The 17,991-nt window shown below is 69.8% G+C and carries 18 protein-coding genes; 6 read left to right on the forward strand and 12 right to left on the reverse strand.

Translation table 11 applies throughout. The features are described from left to right. Positions 1-4 precede the first annotated feature (4 nt). From ACZ6O0_RS20430 to ACZ6O0_RS20475, 10 genes are all read right to left on the reverse strand, one after another. Positions 5-1,051, reverse strand: coding sequence for a pyridoxal-phosphate dependent enzyme (locus tag ACZ6O0_RS20430; RefSeq protein ID WP_465766516.1), 1,047 nt, complete (start codon positions 1,049-1,051; stop codon positions 5-7). Beyond that, entirely contained in the window at positions 1,048-2,592 is a 1,545-nt protein-coding gene (locus ACZ6O0_RS20435; protein WP_465766517.1) for an ABC transporter ATP-binding protein, read from the reverse strand. Before ACZ6O0_RS20435 ends, ACZ6O0_RS20430 begins: the two co-directional genes overlap by 4 nt. After that, complete coding sequence (locus tag ACZ6O0_RS20440; protein WP_465766518.1) at positions 2,589-3,386, reverse strand: ABC transporter permease; 798 nt, start codon at positions 3,384-3,386, stop codon at positions 2,589-2,591. Before ACZ6O0_RS20440 ends, ACZ6O0_RS20435 begins: the two co-directional genes overlap by 4 nt. Continuing rightward, on the reverse strand, positions 3,383-4,321 hold the full coding sequence (locus tag ACZ6O0_RS20445; protein WP_465766519.1) for an ABC transporter permease: 939 nt from the start codon (positions 4,319-4,321) through the stop codon (positions 3,383-3,385). The genes ACZ6O0_RS20440 and ACZ6O0_RS20445 overlap by 4 nt, the downstream gene beginning before the upstream one ends. Then, positions 4,322-5,854: an ABC transporter substrate-binding protein gene (locus ACZ6O0_RS20450; protein WP_465766520.1), complete on the reverse strand. Its 1,533-nt coding sequence runs from the start codon at positions 5,852-5,854 to the stop codon at positions 4,322-4,324. It lies immediately after the preceding gene. A gap of 187 nt (positions 5,855-6,041) precedes the next feature. Continuing rightward, a complete protein-coding gene (locus tag ACZ6O0_RS20455) occupies positions 6,042-6,527 on the reverse strand; it encodes a MarR family winged helix-turn-helix transcriptional regulator (RefSeq protein ID WP_465766521.1) in 486 nt (161 codons plus the stop codon). A 46-nt stretch (positions 6,528-6,573) separates the two neighbouring features. Further along, a complete protein-coding gene (locus ACZ6O0_RS20460; protein ID WP_465766522.1) occupies positions 6,574-7,611 on the reverse strand; it encodes a CopD family protein in 1,038 nt (345 codons plus the stop codon). Further along, entirely contained in the window at positions 7,608-8,120 is a 513-nt protein-coding gene (locus tag ACZ6O0_RS20465; protein WP_465766523.1) for a copper resistance CopC family protein, read from the reverse strand. The genes ACZ6O0_RS20460 and ACZ6O0_RS20465 overlap by 4 nt, the downstream gene beginning before the upstream one ends. Positions 8,121-8,122: 2 nt before the next feature. Then, entirely contained in the window at positions 8,123-8,830 is a 708-nt protein-coding gene (locus tag ACZ6O0_RS20470) for a YcnI family copper-binding membrane protein (RefSeq protein ID WP_465766524.1), read from the reverse strand. Positions 8,831-8,874: 44 nt separating this feature from the next. After that, positions 8,875-9,414, reverse strand: a complete 540-nt coding sequence (locus tag ACZ6O0_RS20475; protein ID WP_465766525.1) for a hypothetical protein — start codon at positions 9,412-9,414, stop codon at positions 8,875-8,877. Positions 9,415-9,591: 177 nt separating this feature from the next. On the opposite strand from ACZ6O0_RS20475, the gene ACZ6O0_RS20480 reads away from it, so the two are divergent. The 6 genes from ACZ6O0_RS20480 to proS all read left to right on the forward strand — a co-directional run bounded on the left by ACZ6O0_RS20480 (position 9,592) and on the right by proS (position 16,136). After that, positions 9,592-10,116 (forward strand): SigE family RNA polymerase sigma factor, encoded by a 525-nt coding sequence (locus ACZ6O0_RS20480; protein ID WP_465766526.1) that lies wholly within the window; start codon positions 9,592-9,594, stop codon positions 10,114-10,116. Continuing rightward, complete coding sequence (locus ACZ6O0_RS20485; protein ID WP_465766527.1) at positions 10,113-10,802, forward strand: hypothetical protein; 690 nt, start codon at positions 10,113-10,115, stop codon at positions 10,800-10,802. Before ACZ6O0_RS20480 ends, ACZ6O0_RS20485 begins: the two co-directional genes overlap by 4 nt. Positions 10,803-10,827: 25 nt before the next feature. Then, the gene (locus tag ACZ6O0_RS20490) at positions 10,828-11,652 is read left to right on the forward strand and encodes an ROK family protein (RefSeq protein WP_465766528.1); all 825 of its coding nucleotides are present in this window, start codon (positions 10,828-10,830) and stop codon (positions 11,650-11,652) included. 30 nt (positions 11,653-11,682) lie between these two features. Beyond that, a complete protein-coding gene (locus ACZ6O0_RS20495) occupies positions 11,683-12,348 on the forward strand; it encodes a pentapeptide repeat-containing protein (RefSeq protein WP_465766529.1) in 666 nt (221 codons plus the stop codon). A 57-nt stretch (positions 12,349-12,405) separates the two neighbouring features. Then, entirely contained in the window at positions 12,406-14,622 is a 2,217-nt protein-coding gene (locus tag ACZ6O0_RS20500) for an NADP-dependent isocitrate dehydrogenase (protein ID WP_465766530.1), read from the forward strand. 101 nt (positions 14,623-14,723) lie between these two features. Then, positions 14,724-16,136 (forward strand): proline--tRNA ligase, encoded by a 1,413-nt coding sequence (proS, locus tag ACZ6O0_RS20505; protein WP_465766531.1) that lies wholly within the window; start codon positions 14,724-14,726, stop codon positions 16,134-16,136. Here proS and ACZ6O0_RS20510 read toward each other — a convergent pair. Together ACZ6O0_RS20510 and ACZ6O0_RS20515 are read right to left on the reverse strand one after the other, a co-directional pair. After that, on the reverse strand, positions 16,130-16,714 hold the full coding sequence (locus ACZ6O0_RS20510) for a hypothetical protein (protein WP_465766532.1): 585 nt from the start codon (positions 16,712-16,714) through the stop codon (positions 16,130-16,132). The genes proS and ACZ6O0_RS20510 overlap by 7 nt on opposite strands. A 78-nt stretch (positions 16,715-16,792) precedes the next feature. After that, positions 16,793-17,776: a helix-turn-helix transcriptional regulator gene (locus ACZ6O0_RS20515; RefSeq protein ID WP_465766533.1), complete on the reverse strand. Its 984-nt coding sequence runs from the start codon at positions 17,774-17,776 to the stop codon at positions 16,793-16,795. Positions 17,777-17,991 lie beyond the last annotated feature (215 nt).

Below are 17,991 nucleotides of genomic sequence, written 5' to 3' on the forward strand. Positions count from 1 at the left end.
CAGCTTAATGCGACGGGGTCGCAGATGGGAACTCCTCGCGCCGGGCCCAGGTCGACTCCCGCCGGTCCCATGACATCGCCGACCACGGCACCGCGAGCTGGTCGAGCGAGTCGATCTCGCGTGGTCGCATCGACTCCATCGGCCGTGCCTCGGCATGCCGTGCGAACGCCGACTCGACGTACCGGGTCCCGGTGTCCGCCGCGAGGAACACATGCTTCCGGTTGCTGTCACAGTTGTGCTCCCACAACGCCGACAGGTACGCCGCTCCCGCCGAGAGCCCGGCGAAGACGCCGGACGTCCGCAACAGATCCACCGCGGCCGACATCGCGTAGTCGAACGAGACCCAGTGCAACCGGTCGTACAACTCGTGCCGCACGTTGCGGAACTCGATCGAGCTCCCGATCCCCGCGATGATCATGTCCGGATCCTGCGTGTGCCCGGCCCCGAACGTGATGCTCCCGAACGGCTGCACGCCGACCAGGTTCACGTCCCGCCCGCGCTCGCGCAGGTACGCCGCGATCGCGCCGGTCGACGCCCCGGTCCCGACCCCGCCGACCAGGCACAGCGGCCCGGCCGGCACGACGTCGGCGACGAGCTCGGCGACCGCGCCGTACCCGAGGTAGTGGATGTCGTCGTGGTACTGCTGCATCCAGTGGTACGACGGGTTGTCGCGGAGGATCTCGCCGATCCGCCGGACCCGGAGGTTCTGGTCGAGCTGCAGGTTGTTCGACGACGGCACCTGCTCGACCGTCGCGCCGAGGATCTCCAGCTGGATCTTCAGCGTCCGGTCGACCGTGGTCGAGCCGACGATGTGGCACTTCATCCCGTACCGATGACAGGCCAGTGCGAGCGCATGCGCGTAGATGCCGCTCGAGCTGTCGATCAGCGTGTCCCCGGGCCGGACCTCGCCGGTCTCGAGCAGGTGGCGTACGGCGCCGAGCGCGGAGTACACCTTCATCGTCTCGAACCGCAAGCAGATCAGGTCGTCGCCGACCCGGATCGGGTCCGGGTCCTTGATCGCCTCCGCCAGGTGGTCGTGCAGTCGCGTCATCGGCGCGGTTCGCTCCTTGGATCGGGAATGAGCACGGGCGGAGCTTGGGGGTGACCGAGGCGGGCGGCCTTCACCAGCCGCTGGGTCAGGGCGGATCCGGGTTGCGTCATCACGGCCATGGGTGGTCCTTGCTCGACCACCCGGCCGGCGTCGAGCACCAGGACCTGGTCGGCGACGGCCGCGACCAGGCCGAGGTCGTGGCCGATCCAGATCACCGCCGTACCGCGGTCCTTGAGCTCGGTCAGCAGGTCGACCATGAGCGCCGTACCGTGGTCGTCGAGGGCCGTGGTGATCTCGTCGCAGATGAGTACGTCGGGACGCGCGAGGACGGCCCGCGCCAGGGCCGCACGCTGCAACTCGCCGCCGGACAGGCGACTCGGCGGGCGGGCCGCGGTGATCGCGGAGACGCCGAGGCGGGCCAGGGTGGCGACGGCCTCGGAGTGGGCCTGCCGGGGTGGGAGATCACGCAGGCGTACGGCGGTGCGCGCGACCTGCTGGTCGACCGGGCGGCGTTCGTCGAACGAGCCGCGGACCTCCTGCCAGACGTACTGGATCCGGCGGTGCTGTTCGCGCGATCGCCTGCGCAGGACCGGCAGGGGCTCGTCGTCCAGGAGGAGGCGGCCGGTGAAGCGTTCGTGCAGGCCGGCCAGGCAGCGCGCGAACGTGGTCTTGCCGCTCCCGGACCGCCCGACGACGCCGAGGCAGGCGCCGGCGCGAACGGTGAGGTCGACCTCGTGCAGGACGAGGTCCCGGCCGCGGGGCCGCAGCGACGCTGACAGGTTCATTGCCTGAAGCAACGGTCGTCCGGCCGCCGGGGTTCCCGCCGCGGCCAGCTCCGGTGCGGCGGGGAGTACGTCGGTACCGCCGGAGGCGATCACCTGACCGGCGGACAGCACCACGACCCGGGTGGCGAGCGCCCGGACGAGGTCGAGATCGTGACTCAGCAGCAAGATCCCCAGCCCGGACGCGGCCAGCTCCCGCAGTTCGGTCACCAACTGCAGCCGGGTGATCGAGTCCAGCCCCGTGCTCGGTTCGTCCAGCACCAGCACCTTCGGCCGGCAGGTCAGCGCCTGAGCCAGCGCCACCCGCTGCCGCTGCCCACCCGAGAACTGATGCGGAAACCGCCGCAGCGTCGTCCCGTCGAGCTGAGCCGCCCGAACAGCCTCCGGCACGACGCCGTCAGCTCCTGGATGGTGCAGCTCGGCCAGCTCCCGCAACGTCGTGCCGATCCGCCGAGCAGGATTCAAAGCACTTCCCGGATGCTGAGGCATGTACGCCACCACCCGCCCGCGGACCCGACCCGCCGCCGCGGTCGGTCCATCGCCATCGACGACAACCGCTCCGTCGACTTCGACGTACCCGTCGAGCCGGACGCCGTCACCGTGCTCCCCGAGCAAGGCCAGCGCCGACGTCGTCTTCCCCGAACCGGAGGCCCCGACCAGAGCCGTGACCTCCCCCGCGACAACGTCGAAGGACACGTCGTCCACCAAGACTGTCCCGGCAGTGGCCCCGAGTCCGCGAACGGTCACGAGCGGGCTCATCGGGTCACCTCCACCAGACGTCGGGAGCGGTGGACGAGGCGGTCTGCCAGCAGGTTGAAGCCGAGCGTGAACGAGACGAGGAGGAGCGCCGGAGCCAGCACCGACCATGGCTGCAACAGCAAGCCCTCCCGGTTCCGGGAGACGCTCACCGCCCAGTCCGGCGCGGTAGGACTCAGACCGAGCCCGAGGAAGTTCACCGAGGCCACCAGGAAGACGGCCAACGTGATCCGGGTACCGAGATCCGCGGCCACCGGGCCGAGGACCGACCGGCCGATGTACCCGACGTGGATCGTGAACCAGGACTCGCGTTGCATCCGCAGCGCCTCGACGACCGGTGAGCTGGCCGCGTCCAGCGCGGCGGCGCGGACCAGCCGCGCGACGGTCGGAACGTTGACCATGGCAACGGCCAGCGTGATCGCGAACGCCGACGCCCGCCACGCGACCGCGACCACGCTGATCACCAGCAACGACGGCAACGGCAGAAGTACGTCGAGCGGCCGGATGAGCACCTCGTCCAGCCAGCGATGCCGGGTGGACGCCGCGACCAGCCCGATCAGCCCACCCACGAGATACGCGATCAGCACCGCACCGATCGCCATCCCCAGCGCCGTCCGCCCACCCACCAACAGCAACCCCAGCACATCCCGCCCGAGCCCGTCCGTCCCCAGCAAGCCATCAGTTGCATAAGGCAACCCCGGCTTGCTCTCCAGGTGAACGAACGGCCCGACCACGGCAACGACCAGCGGCACCACGACCAGCGCCGCCGACACCACTACAGGGACCCGGCTCCTCATCGCAGCAACTCCGTCCGCGGCACCAGCCGGTTGCACACCAGATCGGCCCCGAGGTTGATCACCAGCGCCGCGACCGCGAGCACCAACGTCAACCCCTGGACCACCGGCACATCGCGGGTCTCCACCCCGTCCACGAGCGCTGTCGCAAAGCCGGGGATCGCGAAGATCGCCTCGACCACCAGCACCCCGCCGAGCAACGTGTCCCCGGTCCGCGCCAGCTCCTGCACGCCAGGAACCGCCGCGTTCGGCAACACATGCCGCAACAGCAACTGCCGCCGCGGAACCCCGAGCCGCCGAGCCTGTACGACGTACTCCGCCTGCAGGGCTGTGATCGTCCCGGCCCGGACCTGGCGTGACAGTAGACAGACCGTCCGCCCGAGCAGTACCGCGACCGGCAGCACCAGCAGCGCGGGCGACGCGAGCAGATCACCACCGATCCACGTTGCCGGCAACCAGCCCAGCTTGAGCGAGAAGACCGCCACCAGCAGCACCGCGATGACGAAGTCGGGGATCGCCGAGAGCGCCAGTGTCACCGACGTGATCGCCCGGTCCAGCCGGCCGTTCTCCCGGGTCCCCATCACGATGCCCAGGGCAACCGCCAGTGGCACCACCACGGTCAGCGTCGCCAGGGTCAGGACCAGCGTCGCGCCGACCGAGTTCCGGACGATGTCGATCACCGGCCCACCACTGATCAGCGACGTCCCCAGGTCGCCCGTCAGCACGTTGCCGAACCAGTGCGCGAACCGCTCCAGTGCGGGTTGATCGAGTCCCAACTGCGCCCGCATCCGGTCGACCTGCTCCGGCGTCAGCGTCTCGGTGAACCGCAGGTCCGCCGCATCACCGGGCAGCAGGGAGGTCAGCACGAACACGAGCACCGACAGCACAGCCAGCTGGACGACCGCGAGCAGGGCTCGCTGAGCGGCGTACGACCGCATTCAGGCCAGCCACACCTTGTCGAACCGCCCGGAGTCCAGCGTGTTCGGCGCGACCGCCTGGACGCCCTGGACCTTGGCCGACACCGCGACCAGGTAGTCGGGCAGTCCCCACGCGATGATGCCGCCGTCGTCCCGCAGCGTCCTCTGCAACTCGCCGTACCGCGCCGACCGGGCGGTCTCGTCGGTCAGCACCTGCGCGGCCGCGAAGCCGGCGTCGAACGCGGGCCGTCGCCAGTGCGTGACGTTGAACGGGGACTTGGTCAGCAGCCGGTCGGTGATGTACTGCGGGATCGGCATCGCCCCGGACCGATGGTTGCCGATGACACCCTTCGTCAGCAGGTCCTTGGCGTACGTCTGCGGACTCCCGGTGGTCACCTTCAGCCGGACCCCCGCCTCCGCGACCTGCTCGGCGAACAGCGTCGCCGCCTCGACGAACCCGGCCGACGCGTCGGCGGTGAAGAGCTCGATCTCCTTACCGATCAGGCCGGCCTTGGTCAGCAGCGACCTGGCCCGCTCGACGTCGCGCTCCCGCTGCGGCAGGTCGGCCGGGTAGTACTGATACCCCTTGCCGAACAGGTCGTTGCCCACGGCACCACGGCCGGCCAGCACGACGTCGACCAGCCGCTGCCGGTCCGCGAGCAGCTTGAACGCCAGCCGTACGTCGGGGTTGTCGAACGGCGGCCGGTCGACCTTCATCACGAACGCCTGCATCGTGCTGGCCTTCGCGGCGACGATCCGCACCGTCCTCCCGGCCTCCGCGGTCCGCGCGAAGGTCGCGGTCATGTCGTTCGCGTACTCTGCTTGACCACCCTGGACGGCGTTCGCCCGGGCCTCGGAGTCCGCCGACAAGATCTGCAGCTCCTCGATCCGCGCCGGCTCGTCCCAGTAGTCGTCGTACCGGCTCGCGACCATCGACCGGCCGGCCTCGAACGAGACGAACCGGAAGGCGCCCGTACCGATCGGCTTGGCCGGGTCCTTGAAGCCGTCGCGGACGATCTGCGTGCCGATCCCCGCCAGCAAGGCCGGGAACTCCGCGTTCGGCGCCGACAGCACGAGCTCGACCGTCCGCGTGTCGATCGCCTTGCTGCGCCGCAGGTCCAACGTCGCCAGCGAGGACTGCGCGACCCGATCGGGCACGGCCGGATCGGCGATGCGGGCGAGGCTGTAGAGGACATCCTCGGCAGTGAGCTTCGCGCCGTCGTGGAAGGTCGCGTCCCGCAGCGAGAACCGCCAGGTCGTCGCCTGCGCGTCGTGCTCCCACTTGGACGCGAGCCGCGGCACGGGCTTCAGGTCAGGCCCGAGCTCGACCAGCTTCTCGTACATCGCCTTGTGCCGCGCGATGTCCACGAACAGGCTCTGGACGTGTGGATCGAGGACCTCCTTCGCGCCACCACCGGCGTAGACGGCCCGCAGCCGACCGCTCTGCTGCGGCTGGGCCGCGGCCTGGCCGTCGGCACCGCAACCGGTCAGCGCGGCGACGCCCAGCGCGCCGGCCAGGCCCAGGAATCCACGTCTGTTCAGAGCATCGGACATCCGCATTTTCCTTCACGGTGAGGTCGCCACGGGGCCACGAATCCTGCCGATAATGAAAACCGTTGTCAAATTCAGCGCGCATCCGAACGAGACGTGTTCATTCTTTCGGTCCCGCGCACCGACTGCTCTGCGTAACGGCGTGTCACCCAGCGACTACCCCCGAGTACCGGGAGTTACCACCTGCCGGCTAGTCCTCGCAGTCGGAGGGCGAGCAGGTGTCGGCGGGGATGTTGGTCGCGATGCGCTCGAGAAGGCCGGCCAGCTGGGTCTGTTCCTCGGCCGTCAGGTGGTCGAAGAAGTAGCTGCGGACGGCGGCGACGTGATCCGGGGCCGCCGCGTCGATCGCCTTCCGGCCGAGCGGGGTGAGGCGGACCATCGAGCCGCGCGCGTCCGACGTGCACTCCTCGCGGCAGACCAGCCCGCGCTTCTCCATCCGGCTGACCTGGTGGGACAGCCTGCTCCGCTCCCAGCCGACCGACTTGCCCAGGTCGCGGGTCCGCAGGACGCCGTCCTCGGCGACGGACAACGGGTGCATCAGCGCGTAGTCGGCGCCGGACAGTCCCGAGTTGCCGATCAGCCGCGCTTCCAGGGCGCGCATCAGGTCGCGATGCGTCTCGCGGTACGACTGCCACAGCCGCGCCTCACGCGCGTCGAGCCACTGCGGATCCGCCATCCACCCAGTGTACGGACATCTGTTGACATGTCATCGAGTACGAGCGTCACGGTGTGCGCGACAGGGCAACCGCCAGCCCCACGGTCCCGGCCATGATCAAGAGCTCGACCACTGCCAGCCGCCGGAACGCCGCCGGATCCCCGGTGGCCAGCTCCGGCAGCGTCGCCCGCCGATGCCACCACCCGACCACGACGAGGATCGCGAACGCCACGGACTTCGCGAACACGAGTGCGCCGTACCCGCTCGTCACCCACTGCGTGATCAGCCCCCAGCCGTCCTGCCGCCCGCCGAGGTGGATCTCCGCGGTGACCAGCCCGGTGATCCCCATCGTCACCGCGCACACGAGTGCGAGCCCGCTGAACAACTCGACCGCCTGACGCGAACGGGCATACCGCAGTACGCCGGCCAGTCCGCCGATCCACGCGGTCGCGGCGAACACGTGCACAACCAACGAACTGGTCGCGAGCACCGACCAGACGCTCGTCCGCTCGATCGCGCCGTGCCCTGTCAGCAGCGGAGCCGTCAACGCCGCGGCGGTCAGCAGCACCGCTACCCGGGCACCGCGCATCGTCCGGCATCCGCTGAGCACGACGGCCAGAACCGCCGTGAGAACGACGGCCACCGCGAGCGCCCTGACCTGGCTCAGTTGCCCGGCCGGCGAGGCATGCTCGGCCAGATGCGACAGCGGGATGCCGAGGATCACCGCCGCCGTCGTCACGAGCCCGCCGATGCTCGCCACAGCCCAGATCCCGGCCGCCAGCGCGGCGTCCTGGCAGGCCCTCAGCGCCTTGGCGCCGAGCTTCCCGCCGGACGCCGGCAGGAACAGGACGACCGCCAGCAGCGCGCCGCCCGTCGCCACCGCTGCCGCATCCGCGACGAATCGCAGGACCGGAACCGACCAGGACAAAGGCATCCCGGCACCCAGCAGGCCGGCCGGCAACGGTTTCGGCGCACCGCCGGCAGCGAGTAGGGCGACGACCATCACGACGATGCCGGTGGCAACCATCCCGGCCGCCACCAGCCGGCCCCTGCCACGGACCGGGTTGCCTGCCGAGGTCCCGGCGCCTACCGGTGCCTCGCTCATTGCGAGGCCGGGCGGCGGCGGACGATGACGACCGCCAGGGCGACCACGACCAGCATGACCAGGCACATGGCGACGATGGTGACCGTGTTCGAACCGCTGTCCGACTGGGCGGTCGGCGTACCGGCGGGCTGGGTGGCGGGGTGACCGGCGTGGGTGACGGTGAAGGACCCGGTCACGGTGATCGGGTGGCCGTCGGCCGACACCACGCGGGCGTCGACCTCGTACCGGCCGGCCTCGACCATCGCGCCGACCGGCTGGGTCACCGTGTTGTCGACCACCTGGACGTCACCGCTGGCGACGTTCGTACCGCTGGGTGACTTCACCTGCACCTGGGTGCCGTTGCTGCCGACCGGCTCGTTGAAGGTCAGCACCACCTTGGTCGGCGGCGCGGCCATCGACGACCCGTCGAGCGGTGTCATCGACTCGAGTTTGGCGTGCGCCGCCGCCACTCCGGTGGAGACCACCAGAGCGACCAGCGACGCCACCAGTACTGCGATCAATCGGCGCACGACTACGACTGTGCCTTCCCGGAGTCCGCCGTACCAGCCGCCGCCTTGCGCGGACGCAGGCCGAAGGCGAGACCGAGCAGCCCGGCCAGGAGTCCGGCGCCGCCGAGCCAGCGGGCCAGCGAGTCGGTCGAGTCCTTGGTCTCCGTCGTGGTGGCCGCGACCGGAGTGATCGCGGCGGCCAGCTGCAGGGTCGGCGCCGGGTGCTCCGGCTCGTCGGCGCCGTCTTTGGCGACGTCGGCCCACTTGACCACCTCGCCGTCGCTGTAGGTCTGGTCGGCCGGGAAGCTCAGCGCGTCCACGCCCTCGGGCAGCTTGCCGACCGACAACGCGAACTCGTCGAAGTCGTTCGGCGGGATCCCGCCCGCGGTGGCGGTCCAGGTGATCTGGGTGATCGCCCGGGTCAGCGTGACGTCGCCGACCTTGACCGGCGCGGGCAGCTTCTCGGTCTTCTTCTCGACCTTCCACCCGTCCTTCACCTGCGCACCGACGTGCGCGAACGGGTGGTCCTCGGGCAGGGAGACGACGAGCTTGGTGGTGCTGGTGTTGTCGGACTCGGTCGGCACGCGGAAGACGAGCTTCGCGTACCCACCGGGCTTGGCGTCCGGCGAGGACACGGTGACATGGGCCGACGCCGAGGACGCGGCACCGACCAGGACGAGCGCGGACGCCGCGACGATCGCGCCGGCACGCAGGACGAATCTCTTGGGCATGAGAGAACCTTTCACGGTGTTGCGAGGAACCCGGCCGGAGCCGGTCAGAGAGCTGGGATCACTCGCGTGACCGGAGGTCCTCGCAGACAGGCGTTCGAGGTCAGCCATGCCCCGACGAGCCGAGGCGCCGACACGTGGGCGACTCGGGCGGGGGAAGTACGCCGTACCGGATGCAGGACCGGCAACTGCGGCAGGAAGCGCGCCAGGATCCGCAGGACGCGGTAGACCCAGCGGTGGGCGCCGGTGATCGCGAGAACGCCGACGAGCAGCACGGACAGGTGGGCGGCGGTCATCACCAGACTGCCGCCGATCCCCGCCGGCATCGGCATCCCGTGGTGCATCGGCGGGTGCGCCGCGTCCAGCGTCACGTGCACGAACAGCTGGACACCGGCCAGCACAAGGGCCGCGAGCAACCGTTCCCCGGCGAGATACTCACCGAGCAGCCAGCACACCCCGGCCAGCGCGGCCAGTGGCGGTACGACGCCGAACGGAACCGGACCGCCACCGACGAGCGCATGCCCGACCACCGCGACCACGACGCTCAGCGCCGCCACCGCGGACGTCGTACTGCTCTCGACCGGCATGACCGTCCCCTCAGGTTCCAGTCACTCTACGGTCAGGAGCTCCGAGTGGTTCCCTCGGTGAAGCGCAGGTGACCCGCACGCCGTCGACCATGGGTTCAGGCACGGAAAAGTCCGCACCATCGATGCAACCGATCGGCTCGCCGTCACGTTGGATCGTCATGACTGGGGAGGGCCTGGGTGAAGGATGAGATCGAGAAGGATTACATCGACTTCGTCACCCACCAGGCGAACGCTCTGTGCCGGACCGCTTACCTGTTGTGCGGGGACTGGCGGCGGGCCGAGGACGCGACCCAGGAGGCCTTGATCCGGCTGTACCGGGTCTGGGGCCGGATCCAGCGCAAGGGCGCGGTCGGCGCGTACGCCCGCAAGGTGGTGGTGTCGACCACCCTGGACGCGCTGCGCCGCAAGTCCAGCCACGAGCTCGTCGGCGGCGACGAGTACTTCGCCGCCGAGGCCGACAGCGCCGACCCGCTCGGCGTCCTGGAGAGCCGGCTCGTGATCACCCAGGCCCTCGCCGAACTCCCGCCCCGCCAGCGCGCCTGCGTCGTCCTCCGGTACTTCGACGAACTCTCCGTCGACGAGACCGCCGCCGCGCTCAACTGCCGCCCCGGGACCGTGAAGAGCCAGACGATGCGAGCCCTCGACAAGCTCCGCACGCACCCGGCTCTCGTCGAACTCACCAACTTCGCGGGGCTGCGATGACTGACGACCTGAAGACCCTGATGGACCGCGCCACCGAGCGGCCGGCGTCGTTCACCCCTGATCCGGCGAGCCTGGTCGCCACCGGTCGCCGCCGGCTGCGGCGGCGCCGGATCACCGGGTCGGTGGCCGGCGTCGTGGCAGTCGCCGTACTCGCCGCCGGGGTGACGGTGGCGATGGATCTGCGCGAGCCTCGCAGTACTGCGCCGGCGAGCCGTCCCACCGAGCCGAGCCAGTCGGCCAAGCTGTGTACGGCGTCGAACGGGGCAGTGCTCGGCGACGACGCCTGGGGATGGGCCGAAGTGGTGGCGATCACCGACAAGTACGGGTCCGCCAGCATCCGGGAGGCGCCCGCGGAGCCGCGCAACTACATCCGCAACTACGCGTTCTGCATCACGCAACCGAAGGACGGACCGAGCGTCCCGCTCGGTGGCCGCGGCGGCGTACTGCTCCGCAAGACCGCGATCGACGCCCACAGCAGCGTGACCACCGTCTTCGGCCGCGCCTACGGGTCCGGCATGAAGGTCACCGTCGAGACCGGCGACGGGAAGAGCGGCGAGGCGGTCGTCAAGTCGGAGTTCTACCTGTACCGGCACGTCGAGGCCCGGCCGTGGCCCGGAACGATGCCGACGGCATTGACTCGAACGGTTGATGCGAACGGCAACCTCAGCGCCATCGGCAGGTGGTGAGCCGCGGTCATGGATGATGGGCCGCATGGATGTAGCGGTACTGGAGGTCGGGGGCAGCCACGTGACCGCGGCGGTCGTGTCGCCGGGTGAGTGGGACGTGACCGTGGTGGACCGGGCCAAGCTCGCGTCCCAGCAGGCGCCCGAGGAGGTGGTCGGGCAGCTCGCGGCGGCGGCCCGGAAGTTGCCGTTGGCAAACGGTCTTGCGGTGGCCCTGCCCGGGCCGTTCGACTTCGCCACCGGCGTCGCCTGGTACCGCAACCAGGGCAAGTTCGACCAGCTGTACGGCTACAACCTCGGTGAGAGCCTGCGCGCCGAGCTCGCCCTCGACCGGCTGCTGTTCATGAACGACGCCGAGGCCTTCGCGGTCGGCGAGTGGACCGCGGGCGAGGTCCGCGGCGTCGAGCGCTGCGTCGGCGTCACGATCGGCACCGGCATCGGTACGGCGTTCCTCGCCGACGGCCGCGTGGTCCGCGAGGGCGAGACCGTGCCGCCGGGCGGCGAGCTCTACAAGACGTCGTACTACGGGAAGCCGCTGGAGGACTCGATCTCCGCCCGGGCGATCCAGCGCGCGTATCCGGACCCGGTCCCGGGAGTGAAGGAGATCGCCGACCTGGCCCGCGCCGGCGACCACGTCGCCCACGACGTACTCCTGACGGCCTTCGGCGTCCTGTCCTCCGCCCTCGAGCCGTGGCTGGACCGCTTCGGCGTGACCAGGACCGTCCTCGGTGGCTCGATCTCCGGAGCCTTCGACCTGGTCGAGTCCGTCTTCGACTTCCCCGTCTCCGCCACGCGCGACACCGAGCACTCGGCCCTCATCGGTGCGGCCGCTCACTACCTCCGCTCGCACTGAACTGTCCGAGTCTCCGGTTACGGTCGCTGCATGAAGATCGCTGCGCCGCGGCTGCGTGCCCACCTCGACTCCGCGTCGCCGGATCCGGACGACATCGGCGACGAGGAGCGGCTGCTCGACCTCGCCCTGGAGGACGTGGACCTGAGCGATCTGGAGGCCGAGCACGTCGAGCTGAGCGGCTGCCGGCTGACCCGGTGCAAGCTGGCCGGATCGGACCTCGACAAGCTGATCCTGGTCGACACCGAGCTGAACCAGTGCGACGTCGCGAATGCCCGCTGGTCCGACGCGGTCGTGACCCGGCTGGCGATCACGTCGTCGCGGCTGACCGGGTTCGCCGGCCCGGGGATGAGCCTGCAGCACGCCACGATCCGGGACAGCGTGCTGGACTTCGGCTCGTTCCGGTTCGCGAAGTTCGTCAAGGTCGAGTTCACCGACTGCCGGCTGCAGAGCGCGGACTTCGTCTCCGCCGATCTGTCCGGCACGGTCTTCCGTGGCTGCGACCTGACCGGCGCGGAGTTCTCCCAGGTCAAGGCGGCCGGCGCGGTCTTCGTCGACTGCACCTGGGAGGGCGCCCGCGGCCTGGTGTCGCTGTCCGGCGCGACCGTGGCCGCGTCCTCCCCGATCGACACCCTGACCTTCACCAGCGCGGTCACCGCGGCCAACGGGATCACCCTGGCCCACCCGGACGACCTCTGAGCGTGAGCCTGCCCACGTGGCGGCGGAGGCGGCGGGAACGCCCATTAGGGTGGGGCTGTGACTGACTCGACGATCATCTACACCCACACCGACGAGGCTCCGGCCCTGGCCACGTACTCGTTCCTCCCCGTGATCCAGGCGTACGCCGGTCAGGCCGGTGTCGGGGTGGAGACCCGGGACATCTCACTGGCCGGACGCATCATCGCCCTGTTCCCGGACCATCTGACCGAGGAGCAGCGGATCGCGGACGCGCTGGGCGAGCTCGGCGAGCTGGCCAGGACCCCGGCGGCGAACATCATCAAGCTGCCGAACGTCTCGGCCTCGATGCCGCAGCTGAAGGCCGCGATCGCCGAGCTGCAGGCCCAGGGCTACGCCCTGCCGGAGTACCCGGACGAGCCGAAGACCGACGAGGAGCGGGAGATCCAGGCCCGCTACGACAAGGTCAAGGGCTCCGCGGTGAACCCGGTCCTGCGCGAGGGCAACTCCGACCGCCGTGCGCCGGCCTCGGTGAAGAACTACGCGAAGACCCACCCGCACCGGATGGGCGCGTGGACGGCCGACTCGAAGACCAACGTCGCCACGATGGGCCAGAACGACTTCCGCTCGACCGAGAAGTCGACGGTGATCGAGGCGGCCGGATCGCTCCGGATCGAGCTGGTCGACGCGGACGGCACCACCACCGTGCTGCGCGACGCGGTCCCGGTGCAGGCCGGTGAGGTCGTCGACGCCTCGGTCATGCACGTGGCCGCGCTACGCGAGTTCCTGACCGCGCAGGTCGCCCGGGCGAAGGCCGAGGACGTCCTGTTCTCGGTCCACCTGAAGGCCACCATGATGAAGGTCTCCGACCCGATCGTGTTCGGCCACGCGGTCCGCGCGTTCTTCCCGAAGACCTTCGCGCAGTACGGCGAGACGCTCGCGAAGGCGGGCCTGTCCCCGAACAACGGGCTGGGCGGGATCCTGGCCGGGCTGTCCGCGCTGCCGGACGGTGACGCGATCAAGGCCTCGTTCGACGCCGAGCTGGCCGACGGACCGGCGATCGCGATGGTCGACTCGGACAAGGGCATCACCAACCTGCACGTGCCGTCCGACGTGATCGTGGACGCATCGATGCCGGCCATGATCCGGACGTCCGGCCACATGTGGGGACCGGACGGCGCCGAGCACGACACCCTCGCCGTCCTGCCGGACAGCAGCTACGCCGGCATCTACCAGGTCGTCCTCGACGACTGCCGGGCGCACGGCGCCTTCGACCCGGCCACGATGGGCTCGGTGCCGAACGTCGGCCTGATGGCGCAGAAGGCCGAGGAGTACGGCTCGCACGACAAGACCTTCGAGATCGCGACCGCGGGCACTGTCCGGCTGGTCGACACCGCGGGCACCGTCGTACTCGAGCAAGCGGTCGAGGCCGGCGACATCTTCCGGGCCTGCCAGACCAAGGACGACCCGATCCGGGACTGGGTCAAGCTGGCCGTCAACCGGGCCCGTGCGACGGGTGACCCCGCGGTGTTCTGGCTGGACGAGACCCGGGCGCACGACGCGCAGATCATCGCGAAGGTCAAGGAGTACCTGCCGGAGCACGACACCGACGGCCTGGAGCTGAAGATCCTCGCCCCGGTCGACGCGATCAAGTTCTCGCTGGAGCGGATCCGCCGTGGCGAGAACACCATCTCGGTGACCGGCAACGTGCTGCGTGACTACCTCACCGACCTGTTCCCGATCCTCGAGCTCGGCACCAGCGCGAAGATGCTGTCGATCGTCCCGCTGATGGCCGGCGGCGGCCTGTTCGAGACCGGCGCGGGCGGCTCGGCACCGAAGCACGTGCAGCAGCTGGTCAAGGAGAACTACCTGCGCTGGGACAGCCTGGGTGAGTTCTTCGCGCTGGCGGCGAGCTTCGAGCACCTGGCCCAGGAGACCGGCAACGCCCGCGCCCAGGTCCTCGCCGACACCCTCGACCGGGCGACCGCGACGTTCCTGAACGAGGACAAGTCGCCGACGCGTCGCGTCGGCGGGATCGACAACCGGGGCAGCCACTTCTACCTGTCGCTGTACTGGGCGCAGGAGCTGGCCCAGCAGACCGACGACGCCGACCTCGCGAAGGCCTTCGCCCCGCTCGCCGAGACCCTCGCGGCGAACGAGCAGACCATCGTCGACGAGCTCCTCGCCGTCCAGGGCACCCCGGTCGACCTCGGCGGCTACTACCAGCCGGACCCGGCCAAGGCGGCCGCCGTCATGCGCCCGTCCAAGACCTGGAACGACGCACTGGCCTCGCTCTGACTCTCGCAGCTCCCGGTGCCCGCAAGGGCGCCGGGAGCTGCTCGTCGTAGGGCACGGAAATACCTCGCCGCAACGGATTTCCCGTTCCTACACTGACGAGCATGAGCGCAACCCGATCCGTGCTTGCCGCGCAGGCAGCGGACTTTCCCCGGTGGTACCAGGATGTGATTGCCAAAGCCGAGCTCGCCGACAACGGGCCGGTCCGGGGGACGATGGTCATCCGACCGTACGGGTATGCGATCTGGGAACTGTTGCAGACCGCGATGGATCTGCGGATCAAGGCCGCCGGAGCGGCCAACGCGTACTTCCCGTTGTTCATCCCCGAGAGTTATCTGCAGCGCGAGGCCGAACACGTCGAGGGATTCAGTCCCGAGCTCGCTGTGGTGACGCACGCCGGCGGCAAGCAACTCGAAGAGCCCATCGTGGTCCGCCCGACGTCCGAGACAGTCGTCGGCGAGTACATGGCGAAGTGGATCCAGAGCTACCGCGATCTGCCGCTCCTCCTGAACCAGTGGGCCAACGCCGTCCGCTGGGAACTGCGGCCGAGACTGTTCCTGCGGACCACCGAGTTCCTCTGGCAGGAAGGGCACACCGCGCACGCGAGTGCCGCGGACGCCCACGCGTACGCCACCAGGATCCTGTACGACGTCTATCGCGACGTGATGGTGAACCTGCTGGCGATCCCGGTCGTGGTCGGGCGGAAGACCCAGCGTGAGCGGTTCGCCGGTGCGGTGAACACGATGACGCTGGAAGCGATGACCGGTGACGGCAAGGCGTTGCAGATGGGCACGTCGCACGAGCTCGGGCAGAACTTCGCCCGCGCTTTCGACATCGGCTATCTGTCCCGGGACGGGCAGCGCGAGCTTGCCTGGACCACGTCCTGGGGCAGCACCACGCGCATGGTCGGCGGCCTGATCATGGTGCACGGCGACGACGCCGGTCTGCGGATCCCGCCGGCCGTCGCGCCCACGCAGGTCGTCGTACTCGCGATCAGGGACCAGGCGCTCGAGGCTGCCGGGCGGGTCGCCGCGGACCTCACGGCTGCCGGGCTGCGCGTCACGCTCGACGACCGCACCGATCAACCGTTCGGCCGGCGGGCGGTGAACTGGGAGCTGAAGGGCGCCCCGATCCGGATCGAGCTCGGTCCGCGCGATCTGGAGCGCGACGTCGCGACCGTCGTACGGCGGCTGCGCGATTCGGGCAAGTCGACGGTGAACCTGGCCGACCTGACCTCGACCGTGGTTGCCGCGATCGAGGCGGACCAGACCCACCTGCTCGAGGAGGCGACACGACGGCAGGCCGCGCGCACCACGGCGGTCGCCACCGTGGAGGAAGCGCGGGAGGCAGCCGCCTCCGGCTGGGCCAGCCTGCCGTACGACGTCGTCGGCGAGGAAGGCGAGGACCGCCTGGCCGCGTCCGGCATCTCGGTCCGCTGCCTCCAACGCCCCGACGGCACCCTCCCCACCGAAGACGGCGAACGCGACCTCATCGCATTCGTCGCCCGCTCCTACTGATTGGTTAGCTGTTGTAGGGCTCGGCCTCCAGCTTCAGACCGGAGGCCGAGCTCGGGGCTGTGACCGTGATGCTGCGGCTCTCCCCCGGCAGCAGCCAGAAATAGTTGTCCGAGTAGAGCGCCGGCAACACGCGCTCCCCTGCGCGGTCCCGCAGCGACAACAGGACCATTGCCGCCACCGACTTCCCGGTGTTGCGGACCGTCGCGTCGACCTTCCCCTGGCCGGCGGTGGCGTACGTCGAGCTTCGCGACCGGCAACGTGTTGACGCGCTGGACATCGGCCGGCGTGCGATACCGCCAGTACGTGTTCTCCGACAGGATCTCGCCCTGGGCATCCGTCAGCGTCAGCCGCAGCAGGTGAAGAGCCGGCAGCTCGGCACCGAAGGCCACGGCGAACGCGTCCGTTTTGTTGCTTGCAGCAACATTCACGGCCTGACGCCGCGTGCCGAGCCGGCCGCCGTCGACGTCGACGTCGACGTCGACATCGACATCGAGGTCGTAGTCGTACGTCTGCCAGACCGTCGAGTGCCACGCCGGATGCGACATCCACAGCAACAGCGCGGACGCATCCGTCCACACGGCCTCCCGGGGTGGTGGGATAATTCGGAATTAACAGCCACCGGGAAGTTACTTCATGGCTTTAAGTATGTCGAGAGGTCACCGCGCCAGGTATTTGCGCACGTCGTCGGCCACCTGTGCCCGGTTGGCCATGGCGTACTTGCGCAGGATCGCGCTGAGGTGGGTCTTGACCGTGTTGAGGCTGACGCCGAGCTCGGCCGCGAGCTGGTCGTTGTCGAGGCCGTCGGCGAGCAGGACCGCGACGCCCTGCTGAGCCTTGGTCAGGCTCGTGTACCGGCGCTCCGGGCCCTCGTCGGTCTCCATCAGCATCTCGATCAGCTCGGACTGGATGTGCTCGGTGGCGTCGACGATCCGGGCCAGATGGCTCTGTACGGACGCGCCCACGTCGGGCTCGTCCATCGCCTCCTCGACCATCTCGCGGATCGACGCGACCCGGTGGGACAGGTACTCCATCACGTGGTCCGAGGTCAGCAGGTTCGGCCCGATGTCGCCGGCCGGCAGCCGCCGCAGCGCCTCGCGGTCCTCGCCCTCACGGGTCAGCACCCGCTCGACCAGGCTGCACAGCCACTCGAACGCGCGGACCGCATTGTCGTCGTAGCTGTTCGGCGCGTAGCTCTGCATCGACAGCATGCCGAACAGCTGGTCCGGGCCGTCCTTGGTCGGCCGGAAGATCGGCACCGTCACCACGTCCTCGGACCGCCGGACGACGTCACCGAGCGGGATGCCGGCGTGCAGCGCGGCACCGCTGTCGTACGCGAAGCGGTACGTCTGGCGGCGCCTGAGCAGCCAGGAGGTCTGGCCGTTCGGGCCGAAGATGTGCGTGTCCGGGTCGACGTACCGGCCGTCGTCGTACGCGTAGGGGTAACGGACCCGGTTGGTGCCCTGCAGGAGGCCGACGAAGAACGCGTCGACGCGGGCGATCTTGCCGGCCACCACCCGGACGTAGTCGTACAGGCCGTAGTGGTCGGCTCGGAACAGCGCCTCGATCTTGTGGTAGGCCTCGCGCAGGATGATCGCGGTCTCCGCGTCGACCCTCAGCGGGGCGCTCCTGTCTCCTTCCACAACGTCGGCTCCCAGAAAACCCAGCGTTTCGTCGATCACTCGACTATGCCGCCAGGCCCCATGGGTTGCCAAGCACCAACGCACCGATCAGTGGGCGGACAGCAGTCGCGGGTGGTGGGTCCGGAGTTCCCGAGTCGCCCTCCCAAGCCTCGGCCGAACTCTGCACCACCACCCGCGACCACGATCAGGACGTCTGACTGTTAGCCCCCGCGTCG

Source organism: Kribbella sp. NPDC048837 (assembly GCF_055586945.1).